Below are 10,181 nucleotides of genomic sequence, written 5' to 3' on the forward strand. Positions count from 1 at the left end.
GGCGCCAATACTCCGGGGGTGTGGGGGCAGAGCCCCCGCCCCGTCCTCAGGCCGTCTTCTTGCCCTTGACGCCCGCCCAGATGCGCTTGTTGGTCAGATAGAGCAGCGCCGACAGCAGGATCAGGAAGAACACCCCGTCAAAGCCCGCGTGCTTGCGCGCCATCATGTGCGGCTCGGCCGCCCACATCAGGAAGGCCGCCACGTCTTCCGACATGTGCTTGACGTCGTTGGGTGAACCATCGGCGAAGGTCACCTGACCGTCCGACAGCGGCGGCGGCATCTGGATCCAGCCACCGGGGAAGACCTTGTTCTCGTAGACGGTATTGCCGGCCACGTCCTTGGTCTGGCCGGTGAACCCGTTCAGGATCGCCACGATGTACTGCGGCCCGCCGATGCCGTGGATGAACTGGTTGATCCCCAGCTTGTAGGGCCCGTGGAACGCTGCCCGCGCCTTCGCCATCACGCTCAGGTCGGGGGCATGCATCATGTTGTTGGCCGGGAAGTGATCCGCGGGGATCAGCTTGCGCGGCTGCCCGGTCGCCGGGTCCATCAGTTGCGGGTTCGACGCGGTGTCGGTCACCGAGAAGGCCGCGGCATAGGCCTTGACCTGATCGGCGGGCAGGTGCGGCCCGCCCTCGTCGGCAAGGGTGCGGATCGCGACAAGGTCCATGCCGTGGCAGGTGGAACAGACCTCGGTGTAGATCTGCAGGCCGCGCTGCAACTGGTGCTCGTCGAAGGTGCCGAACGGGCCGTCGAACGAGAACGGCACATCGGCGATGTTCGGCTCGGCTTCCTGCGCCATGACGCTGCTGCCGGCGCCGATCGCCAGTGCCGCAAGCGCCGAGAAGGTAAGTTTCCGGATCATCTCAAGCGGTCCTTTCTCTCACTCGGCCGGGTGGGCGCCGGAGCCCTGGCCATAGTGCGCATTGAAGTCTTCCTCGATCGTCGCGGGCACCCGGTCCGGTTTCTCGATCACGCCCAGAAGCGGCAGGATGACCAGGAAGTAGCCGAACCAGTAGGTCGAGGCGATCAGCGAGATCCACCCGATCAGCGCGGTCGGGAACTGCGAGCCGCACCACATCAGCACAAGGAAATCGAAGCAGAGCAGCGCGAACCACCACTTGAACATCGGGCGGTACTTGCCCGAGCGGATCGACGAGGTGTCGAGCCAGGGCGCCAGCGCCATCACCGCGATCGCACCGAACATCGCCAGCACGCCGAAGAACTTGGCGTCGATCAGCCCGAAGGTGACGAAGTGGGCCAGTTGCACGATCCAGACGTCCTGCGTGAAGGCGCGCAGGATCGCGTAGAACGGCAGGAAGTACCATTCCGGCTCGATGCTCGGCGGGGTCTTCAGCGAATCCGCCATGATGTAGTTGTCGGGCGAGCCGAAGTAGTTCGGCATGAAGGCGACGACCGCGAAGAAGATCGTCATGATCACGGCCAGCGCGAACAGGTCTTTCAGCACGAAGTAGGGCCAGAACGGCACGGTATCCCTGTCGGCCTCGGCTTTCGTGGTGCGGCGCACTTCAACGCCCGTGGGGTTGTTGTTGCCAGTGGTGTGGAAGGCCCAGATGTGCACCGCAACCAGCGCCGCGATGACGAAGGGCAGCAGGTAGTGCAGCGAGAAGAAGCGGTTCAGCGTGGCGTTGTCCACCGCCGGCCCGCCCAGCAGCCATTCCTGGATCGACGGCCCGATGCCGGGGATCGCACCAAAGAGGCCGGTGATCACCGTGGCGCCCCAGAACGACATCTGGCCCCAGGGCAGCACATAGCCCATGAAGGCGGTCGCCATCATCGCCAGGTAGATCAGCATGCCGATGATCCAGGTCACCTCGCGCGGGGCCTTGTAGCTGCCGTAGTAGAGGCCGCGGAAGATGTGCAGATAGACCGCGATGAAGAACAGCGTGCCGCCGTTCATGTGCATGTAGCGGATCATGTAGCCGCCGTTCACGTCGCGCATGATGTGCTCGACCGAGGCGAAGGCCAGCCCGGTGTTGGGCGTGTAGTGCATCGCCAGCACGATGCCGGTGGCGATCTGCAGGACGAGGCAGAACGTCAGCACGATGCCCCAGATCCACATCCAGTTCAGGTTCTTCGGCGTCGGGATCATGATCGTGTCATAAAGCAGACCAACGATCGGCAGACGCTTGTGCAGCCACTTCTCGATCCCGGATTTCGGTTCGTAGTGGTCGTGAGGAATTCCAGCCATCGGAGTCTCCCTTAGCCGATCTTGATCGTTTTGTCGTCAGTGAACGCGTTGACCGGAATGTCCATGTTGCGCGGGGCCGGGCCTTTGCGGATGCGTCCCGCGGTATCGTATTGCGAGCCGTGGCAGGGGCAGAACCAGCCGTCGAACTCGCCCGCGTTGTTGCCCAGCGGCACGCAGCCGAGGTGGGTGCAGATGCCGACCATGACCAGCCACTTGCCCTCCTTGTCGAGCGTGCGGTTCTCGTCGGTCGCGGGCGCGGTGTCAGCCAGGTTCCTGTTCTCGGCCTTCTGGTCGGGCAGATCCGACAGTTTCACGGCGCGACCTTCCTCGATCTCCTTGGCGGTGCGGTGCCGGATGAAGATCGGCTTGCCCTGCCATTTCACGGTGATCTGGGTGCCCTCGGTGACGCCCGACACATCGACCTCGACCGACGCCATCGCGGCGACGTCGGCCGAGGGGTTCATCTGGTTGACCAGCGGCCAGATCGCGGCCCCGGCCGTGACGGCCCCGGCCCCGGCGGTCGCGTAGTACAGGAAGTCCCTGCGGGTTGCCTGGTTGTCTTCTGCGTGAGACACGAACCTTCTCCCTTCCGTGGCCGATGGTTCGGCCAGTGCATAGCTTTACCGCCGCGTGGCCGCGATGGTCCCTGCCGGTAATTAGCGCCCTCCTTTGCCCCCGTCCAGCGGACAATCGGGCGCAGGTTCAAGGGGATCGCGGCAGAAAATTTCGCGGACCCGCCTCAGGGCAGCGCGCACGGCACTGCGCGCGGCTGAATCCTGGTCGCAAAGCCGGGGAGGAACAGCCCGCCCGTGCCGCTGACCCCGGGTGCGGCCCGCCGATGAAGCCCGGTGGCGGGGGCGCCGAAGCCCCGGCGCGCAGCCGGACCCGGTAGCGCCGACACTGGGGTTGAGCGCATTCGGCCCCGGCGAGGTGATGTTCATCGCCAAGTGCGCCCCGGCCGTCAGGACGCCGGGCCGGGGCAGCGTCACGCCGGAACCGTGGCCTTCATGCTGTCACGCTCGGCAAAGCCCGCGTACCAGGTGGCGAGCGCGGGGCGCCCGGCGCGCCAGTCGCGATCGCCATGCCGGAAGTCGAGGTAGCCCAGCGCGCAAGCCACCGCGACCTGCCCCATGTCGAGCGGCCCCGACAGGTGGCTGATCCAGCGCGCCTCCAGCGCGTCGAGCGCGCGGGCGATCTTGTGCCACTGGCCGTCGAGCCAGGCGGGCGACCGGCTTTCGGCGGCGCGCACCGCCGTTTCGTAGCGCATCAGCACCGCCGCATCGAGGATGCCGTCGCCCGTCGCCTCCAGCGTCAGGGTGTCCCAGAGCCGGGGCGCGGCCGGATAAAGCCTGCCGCCCGCGCGGTCGTCGAGGAAGCGACAGATCACCCGGCTGTCATAGAGCGCCGGCCCCTCGTCGCGTTCCAGCGCCGGGATCTTGCCCAGCGGGTTCTGCGCCACCGGCATCGAGCCGGGATCCAGCGGGGTGCCCGCCGCCGTGACCATCGTCACGTCACCCTCCTGCCCGGTTTCCTTCAGCAGGATCAGCACTTTGCGGGCAAAGGGCGAGGTCTGGGACTGGTAAAGGCGCATCGGCGGTTCCTTTCGCGCGGGTTTGCGCGAAGGTAGGACGTGGCGGGCGGGCTGTCCACATGGCAGGCGAGGGGCTGTCTGCCCCTCTGCCCGCCCACGGGGGCGGGCGTTCTTCGCTGAAACGCCCCACAGAGGCGTTTCCGGGCGCTCATCACCCCCGAGGATATTTCAGGACCGAAAGGGAGGGGGCGCCCGTCAGGCGTCGCGCATCATCGCGGCGAGCCGGGCGGCCTCGGGCGACAGGGCGGCGGCTTCCACCCCGTCGGCGGCGCCGAGACGGGCGGCTTCGGGTTTGTTCTGGCCGAACTTCCAGGTGCCCTGCACGTCGTCCACGATCAGCCGACAGGGCACGATCATCCGCATCATGCGCTCCATCGCGCCGGGGCTCATCTTGGCGCTGGTCCAGGGTGTCTTGGGCGCCAGCAGCGCCTCGAAATGGTCCGACAGGCGGTCGAGCAGGGGGCGGAGCGTGTCTTCGGGCAGCAGTTCCAGCCGCCCGCGCAGGTGGACGGCGACGTAGTTCCACGTTGGCACCTGATCGGTGAGGCCGTACCAGTCGGGCGAGATGTAGCCTTCAGGCCCGGTCACGGACAGCACGGCGGGCTGCGGCGCGGCGATCAGCGGCACGATCGGATTGGAGCGGACGAGGTGCAGTTCGACGCTGCCGCCATCCTCGGCGATCAGGAAGGGGATGTGCGACAGGAGCGGCCCGGCCGGGGCGTTCACCGCCAGCGTGGCAAAGCCGCGGCTGCGGGCGAAGGCAAGGTTCACCTCGGCGGGGGTCTGGCGGAAAGCGGGGTTGGGGTGCATGGCGTCCTCAGGCGAAAAGCTGGGCGGCGTCGTGGCCGGTGATCCGCGCGGTGACGATCCGGCCCTCCGGCTGGTCGACGGCAAAGCGCACCTCGGTGAAGGCTTCGGTGCGGCCCATGCGGGGGCGTTCGGTCAGGATGCGGTGGGTCGTGCCACGCTCGGCGGCGAGGTGGCGCAAAAGCGCGGCCTCGCCCGCCGCGCGCAGGCGGGCGGCGCGGTCGCGGATCGCCGGGCCGGGGACGGCGGGCATCCGCGCCGCCGGGGTGCCCTTGCGGGCCGAGTAGGGGAAGACGTGCAGGAAGGTCAGGCCGCAGTCTTCGACCAGCTTCAGCGATTGCTCGAAATGCGCCTCGGTTTCGGTCGGGAAGCCCGCGATGATGTCGGCGCCGAACACGATGCCGGGGCGCAGGGCCCGCGCCTCTTCGCAAAAGCGGATCGCGTCGTCGCGCAGGTGGCGGCGCTTCATCCGTTTCAGGATCAGGTCGTCGCCGTGTTGCAGGCTCAGGTGCAGGTGCGGCATCAGGCGCGGCTCGGTGGCGATCGCCTGCATCAGCGCCTCATCCGCCTCGATCGAATCGATCGAACTGATGCGCAGGCGCGCAAGGTCGGGCACCAGCCGCAGGATGCGGCCCACCAGATCGCCCAGACGCGGCGTGGCGGGCAGGTCGGCGCCCCAGGAGGTGAGGTCCACCCCGGTCAGCACGACCTCCTGAAACCCCTTGTCGACCAGCCGCTTGATCTGTTCGACCACGACCCCGGCGGGGACGGAGCGGGAATTGCCGCGGCCGTAGGGGATGATGCAGAAGGTGCAGCGGTGGTCGCAGCCGTTCTGCACCTGCACATAAGCGCGATGGCGGCCGAAGCCGTCGATCAGGTGACCCGCGGTTTCGGTGACCGACATGATGTCGTTCACCTGCACACGCTCGGTGGCGCCGATCAGGTCGGGCACCTTCAGCGCGGCCCAGGTCGCGGGTTGCATCTTCTCGGTATTGCCGATCACGCGGCTGACCTCGGGCATCTGCGCGAAGGTGTCAGGTTCGGTCTGCGCGGCGCAGCCGGTGACCACCAGCGTCGCGTCGGGGTGTTCGCGGCGCAGGCGGCGGATCTCCTGCTTGGCCTTGCGCACGGCCTCGGCGGTGACCGCGCAGGTGTTCACCACCACGAGGTTGTCGATGCCTGCGGACAGTTCCCGCATCGCCTCGGATTCGTAGGCGTTCAGGCGGCAGCCCAGCGTGGCGAACACCGGCGCGGTCATGCCAGCGCCATCAGGGCGGGGTCGAGCACGCCGGAAAACACCGTGGCGGTGGGTCCGGTCAGCCAGACGCCATCCTCGCGCCAGTCCACCAGCAGGGTGCCGCCGTCCACATCCACACTGACGCGGTGCCCGGTCAGGCCGCGCCGGGCGGCAGCCACGGCGGTGGCGCAGGTGCCCGAGCCGCAGGCCAGCGTGATGCCCGCGCCACGTTCCCACACCCGCATCCGCAGGCGGTCGGGGCCAATGACGCTGGCGAATTCCACATTGGTGCGCTGGGGGAACAGCGCGTCATGCTCCAGCGCCGGACCACGACCGGCCACATCCACCGCCCCGGCATCCGGCACGAAGAAGATGCAATGCGGGTTGCCCATCCCGACCGCCACCGGATCGCCCGGCAGCGGCAGGTGCAGCGTATCGGCCGCCTGCGCCAGCGGCACCTCGGCCCAGTCGAATTGCGGTTGCCCCATGTTCACCGCAATCAGGCCGCCGCCCGCGTCCTCGGCCACCAGCAGCCCGCGCTCGGTGCGCAGGGTCAGGCGGGCCTTGCCGGTTTCAGCCATCAACAGCCGCGCCACGCAACGGGTGGCATTGCCGCAGGCCCCCGCGGTGGAGCCGTCGGCGTTCCAGAACATCAGCCGCGCATCCGCCTCGGCGTCGGTGTCGATCGTCACCAGCTGGTCGAAGCCCACGCCCCGGTGCCGGTCACCCACGGTGCGGGCCAGCGCTGGCGTGACATGCGCTGCCCGCCCCCGCTGGTCGATGACCACGAAGTCGTTGCCCGCGCCGTGCATTTTCAGGAACGGCAGGCCGACAGGGATACGCGCGTTTTCCACGCCCGGCATATACGGCCGCGAGGCGCCGGAATCCAGCGGCCCCGGATTGTCTGCAGCGATTGTGCGAAGTTTCCGCTTGAACCCGCAGGGGGAGGGGTCTAACAGGCCGCCGGTGGGGCCGTTAGCTCAGTTGGTAGAGCAGCTGACTCTTAATCAGCGTGTCGCAGGTTCGAACCCCGCACGGCTCACCACGCTCTCTGAAATCGGACGTGAAGACGGAAATGGGGCTTGACCCTGTTCCGCGCTTTCCGTAGCAACCGGCCGCAGTGTGGGCCTGTAGCTCAGTTGGTAGAGCAACTGACTTTTAATCAGTAGGTCACGGGTTCGAACCCCGTCGGGCTCACCACCAATATCAAAGGCTTAGGCGGAAACGCCTGAGCCTTCTTGGTTTTCCGGGGTGCTCCGCCGCGCCACCCTCACACCCGTTCCACCGTCAGCCAGACGCCGCCCTCGGGGCGCAGCGTCAGGATCAGCACGGGTTTGGGGTCGCGGCCCGGCACGCGGGTGAAGCGGAAGCGGGCCAGCAGGGTGGCGAGGATGATCACCGCCTCCTGCACCGCGAACGAGGCGCCGATGCAGATGCGCGGGCCGTCGCCGAACGGCAGGTAGGCGAAGCGGTCGATCGCCTTGGGGTCGGCAAAGCGGTCGGGGTCGAATCGCGCAGGGTCGCGCCACAGCAGGTGGTTGCGGTGCAGCGCATAGATCGGCAGCATCACCGTGTCGCCGGGATGGACCTCGCGGCCGCAGAGCGTGTCGGCCTTCTGCGCGGTGCGCGACAGGAAGGCGGCGGGCGGATACATCCGCAGCGCCTCGTCGATCACCTGGCGGATGTAGGGCAGGCGGGGCACGTCGGCCGCGGTTGCCGCACAGTCGCCCAGCACAGCCCTCGCTTCGGCTCGCGCGCGTGCCTGCACGCCCTGATCGAAGGCGCAGAGATAAAGCGACCATGCCAGCGTCAGGGCGGTGGTTTCATGCCCCGCGACGATGAAGGTCAGCAGGTTGTCGCGCAGTTCCTCGGTCGACATGCGCCGCCCGGTCTTGGGGTCTTCGCCCTCCAGCAGCAGGTCGAGCAGGTCCGGCACCGGGTGCGGTCCGGCGCCGCGCCGCGCCTCGATCGCCTGATCGGCCACCCGCTTCATGTCGCGCATCGCCTGCGTCGCGAACATCCGCCCGATGCGCGGAATCCACGCCGGCGCGCCGATCACGTCCAGCAGCGAGACCTTGGCGGTATCGGCGATGTAGGCGTTGATCGCGCCATGCACCACCGCGCGGTCGAAGGCGTTGCCGCCCGACAGGGTCACGTCGGCGATCACCTCGAAGGTTGCCGCCACCATCTCGTCGAACAGGTTCGCGGCCCGGCCCTCTGCCGCGCCGATCCGTGCCGAGGCGCGTTCGGCCGCCGCGGTCATCACCGGGGCGAGGTTGGCGATGTTGCGATGGCTGAAGACCGGCGCCGCCACCCGGCGCTGCCAGTGCCAATGCGCGCCTTCCGCCACGAACAGGCTTTCGCCGATGGCCGGGCGCAGGATCATCTTGGTCACGTCGGATTTCGGGTAATCCTCCACCGCGTCCTTCAGGATGCGGCGGTTGGCCTCGGGGTCCATCACCATGTGCCAGCGCTTGCCGGTGCGGCCCGAAACGATCGGCACATGGGTGGCGAGTTCCGGGATCAGTTCCAGCACGTTGCGCCGCGCGTTGCGCAAGCTGCCGAGGATGCCCAGCGGTTCGGTCACCAGCGGCACCTGCACCGGCACCCGCGCCGACTCTGCCGTCGTCAAGATCGCTGCCGCCCCGGTCGCCATTGACGTCTCTCCGCTTGCCCCGTCAGATATAGGCGCCGCCCCCCGTCGCGGCAACTTCCGCAGGAGTGACGATGCCTTTGACGCCCCCGCCCGACCGCGTGATGCAGGCGCATCTTCGCCTGCTTGATCTGACCCGCGCCCTTGCGCGCAGTGCTTTCCCGGGGCTCGCCGATTTTCTTGGCGATACGCTCGACGATCTCGGGCTGCCCGACCTGCCGCCACCCCGCCCGCCGGTGATGGGCGCGGCGCTGGCGGGCTGTCGCGCGCTTGCCGCGCCGGAAACGCGGGCGATCAGCGACTGGGTGATCGGCCACGCCGATTGCTTTGCCTGGCAGCAAAGCTATTCCGCCGCCGACGGCATCGGCGCCGACTTCCTGGCCGCCTATGGCTGGTTCAACCTCGTCTCGCCGGTCGGGCCGTTCCGCTCGGACCGGCTGCGGATCACGATCGGCTACTGGGGGCCGGGGATCGTCTACCCCGAGCACTGCCATGAACCCGCCGAGATCTACGCCGTGCTCGCCGGGGCCGCCCGATTCCGCACGCCGGGGCTTGCGCCGCGGCGGGTCTCGGCGGGCGAAAGCGTCCACCACGCCTCCTGGCAGGTGCATGCGACCGACCTCGATCCCGGTCCGCTTCTCGCGCTGATCCCGTGGCGCGGCGGCGACCTGATGGCGCGCGCCACGCTGGTCGTGCCGGGCTCGTGATTGCGGTAAGGGAACGCCTGAGGTAAGCCTGTCGGACGCGCAGAGGAGCAACGACCATTCGCCCGATCCACGCCCGCCCGATTCTGTTCGCCCTGCTGCTTGCGCTGGTTGCCGCCTGTGCGCCCGGCGACGACCTGAAAAAGCCCCCGGTGCCGCTCGGCCGCTTTCTGCTGGGGCTCAATCTCGTCGTCAGCGACACGATGCAGAAGGGTCCGGTGTCGCGCACGGCGTCGGGCGACGAATGGCAGACCGCGCTCAAGGCCGCGGTGCAGGACCGTTTCGGCCGCTACGACGGCGATACCTATTATGACATGGCGATCAACGTCGTGGGCTACGCACTGGCGCCGCCCGGCCTGCCCATCGTGCTGTCGCCGAAGTCGGTTCTCGTGGTCGAGGTGCGGGTCTGGTATGACAAGACCCAGATCCAGCTCAACGCCGTGCCAAAGCGGTTTGTCGTGTTCGAAGGCACCAGCGGAGAGACCTTCATCGGCTCCGGTCTGACGCGCACCAAGGCCGAGCAGATGAAGGTGCTGTCCTACAACACCGCCAAGCAGATCGAGGAGTGGCTGGTCAAGCACCCCGAATGGTTCCCCGCCACCGGCGAGCCGGTGCCCGAACCGCGCAAGCCCGGTGATGCCGCGGCCCCTGCGGTTGGCGCCGCAGCGCCGCCGACGGGCGCGATCACCGCCACGCCGTTGCCGGGCTCCACCACCAACACGGCCGCCGCCAGCAAGTGACGCTTGATTTTTCGCGCTCCAGACCGTAAGTCGCGCCGCGTGTTTCCACGGGTCCGTTCGGGCCCCCCTTCCACAAGGCGCTGCGACGATGGCAAAGGCAAAGTTTGAACGCAACAAACCGCATGTGAACGTTGGCACGATCGGCCACGTTGACCACGGCAAGACGACGCTGACGGCGGCGATCACGAAGTATTTCGGCGAGTTCAAGGCCTACGACCAGATCGACGCGGCGCCGGA

General features: G+C 68.1%; 11 protein-coding genes and 2 tRNA genes. 5 read left to right on the forward strand and 8 right to left on the reverse strand.

Annotated elements, in window-relative coordinates; all coding sequences use genetic code 11:
- Window positions 1-46: 46 nt before the first annotated feature.
- The 7 genes from AC11WY_RS02325 to dapF all read right to left on the reverse strand — a co-directional run bounded on the left by AC11WY_RS02325 (window position 47) and on the right by dapF (window position 6,710).
- The gene (locus AC11WY_RS02325) at window positions 47-865 is read right to left on the reverse strand and encodes a cytochrome c1 (protein ID WP_482922131.1); all 819 of its coding nucleotides are present in this window, start codon (window positions 863-865) and stop codon (window positions 47-49) included.
- Window positions 866-883: 18 nt separating this feature from the next.
- Window positions 884-2,212 carry a cytochrome b gene (gene petB, locus AC11WY_RS02330; protein ID WP_482922133.1) on the reverse strand — a complete coding sequence of 443 codons (1,329 nt, stop codon included), beginning with the start codon at window positions 2,210-2,212 and terminating at the stop codon, window positions 884-886.
- 11 nt (window positions 2,213-2,223) lie between these two features.
- Window positions 2,224-2,787, reverse strand: a complete 564-nt coding sequence (petA, locus tag AC11WY_RS02335; protein WP_482922135.1) for a ubiquinol-cytochrome c reductase iron-sulfur subunit — start codon at window positions 2,785-2,787, stop codon at window positions 2,224-2,226.
- A gap of 410 nt (window positions 2,788-3,197) precedes the next feature.
- Window positions 3,198-3,803, reverse strand: coding sequence for a glutathione S-transferase (locus AC11WY_RS02340; protein ID WP_482922137.1), 606 nt, complete (start codon window positions 3,801-3,803; stop codon window positions 3,198-3,200).
- Window positions 3,804-3,998: 195 nt separating this feature from the next.
- Window positions 3,999-4,613, reverse strand: coding sequence for an FMN-binding negative transcriptional regulator (locus AC11WY_RS02345; protein WP_482922139.1), 615 nt, complete (start codon window positions 4,611-4,613; stop codon window positions 3,999-4,001).
- 7 nt (window positions 4,614-4,620) lie between these two features.
- Complete coding sequence (gene mtaB, locus AC11WY_RS02350; protein WP_482922141.1) at window positions 4,621-5,868, reverse strand: tRNA (N(6)-L-threonylcarbamoyladenosine(37)-C(2))-methylthiotransferase MtaB; 1,248 nt, start codon at window positions 5,866-5,868, stop codon at window positions 4,621-4,623.
- Complete coding sequence (gene dapF, locus AC11WY_RS02355) at window positions 5,865-6,710, reverse strand: diaminopimelate epimerase (protein ID WP_482922143.1); 846 nt, start codon at window positions 6,708-6,710, stop codon at window positions 5,865-5,867. The genes mtaB and dapF overlap by 4 nt, the downstream gene beginning before the upstream one ends.
- A gap of 106 nt (window positions 6,711-6,816) precedes the next feature.
- Here dapF and AC11WY_RS02360 point away from each other — a divergent pair.
- Window positions 6,817-6,892 (forward strand) — tRNA-Lys (locus tag AC11WY_RS02360).
- A gap of 79 nt (window positions 6,893-6,971) precedes the next feature.
- A tRNA-Lys gene (locus AC11WY_RS02365) sits at window positions 6,972-7,047 on the forward strand.
- Between the two features lie 70 nt (window positions 7,048-7,117).
- Here the strand turns inward: AC11WY_RS02365 and AC11WY_RS02370 are convergent.
- On the reverse strand, window positions 7,118-8,503 hold the full coding sequence (locus tag AC11WY_RS02370; RefSeq protein ID WP_482922145.1) for a cytochrome P450: 1,386 nt from the start codon (window positions 8,501-8,503) through the stop codon (window positions 7,118-7,120).
- Window positions 8,504-8,574: 71 nt separating this feature from the next.
- Here AC11WY_RS02370 and AC11WY_RS02375 point away from each other — a divergent pair, with 71 nt between their 5' ends.
- The 3 genes from AC11WY_RS02375 to AC11WY_RS02385 form a co-directional block, all read left to right on the forward strand.
- Complete coding sequence (locus AC11WY_RS02375) at window positions 8,575-9,207, forward strand: dimethylsulfonioproprionate lyase family protein (RefSeq protein ID WP_482922147.1); 633 nt, start codon at window positions 8,575-8,577, stop codon at window positions 9,205-9,207.
- A 149-nt stretch (window positions 9,208-9,356) separates the two neighbouring features.
- Window positions 9,357-9,944, forward strand: a complete 588-nt coding sequence (locus AC11WY_RS02380) for a hypothetical protein (protein WP_482922149.1) — start codon at window positions 9,357-9,359, stop codon at window positions 9,942-9,944.
- 88 nt (window positions 9,945-10,032) lie between these two features.
- On the forward strand, window positions 10,033-10,181 hold a 149-nt coding region (locus AC11WY_RS02385; RefSeq protein WP_482922153.1), incomplete at its 3' end, for a GTP-binding protein.

The sequence above is a fragment of the Solirhodobacter sp. genome (assembly GCF_964715405.1).

What these genes read in the sequence shown, in the direction of transcription:
- AC11WY_RS02325 (WP_482922131.1), bottom strand. Translation starts at nt 865, where the DNA reads ATGATCCGGAAACTTACCTTCTCGGCGCTTGCGGCACTGGCGATCGGC.
- petB (WP_482922133.1), bottom strand. Translation starts at nt 2,212, where the DNA reads ATGGCTGGAATTCCTCACGACCACTACGAACCGAAATCCGGGATCGAG.
- AC11WY_RS02340 (WP_482922137.1), bottom strand. Translation starts at nt 3,803, where the DNA reads ATGCGCCTTTACCAGTCCCAGACCTCGCCCTTTGCCCGCAAAGTGCTG.
- AC11WY_RS02345 (WP_482922139.1), bottom strand. Translation starts at nt 4,613, where the DNA reads ATGCACCCCAACCCCGCTTTCCGCCAGACCCCCGCCGAGGTGAACCTT.
- mtaB (WP_482922141.1), bottom strand. Translation starts at nt 5,868, where the DNA reads ATGACCGCGCCGGTGTTCGCCACGCTGGGCTGCCGCCTGAACGCCTAC.
- dapF (WP_482922143.1), bottom strand. Translation starts at nt 6,710, where the DNA reads ATGCCGGGCGTGGAAAACGCGCGTATCCCTGTCGGCCTGCCGTTCCTG.
- AC11WY_RS02370 (WP_482922145.1), bottom strand. Translation starts at nt 8,503, where the DNA reads ATGGCGACCGGGGCGGCAGCGATCTTGACGACGGCAGAGTCGGCGCGG.
- AC11WY_RS02375 (WP_482922147.1), top strand. Translation starts at nt 8,575, where the DNA reads ATGCCTTTGACGCCCCCGCCCGACCGCGTGATGCAGGCGCATCTTCGC.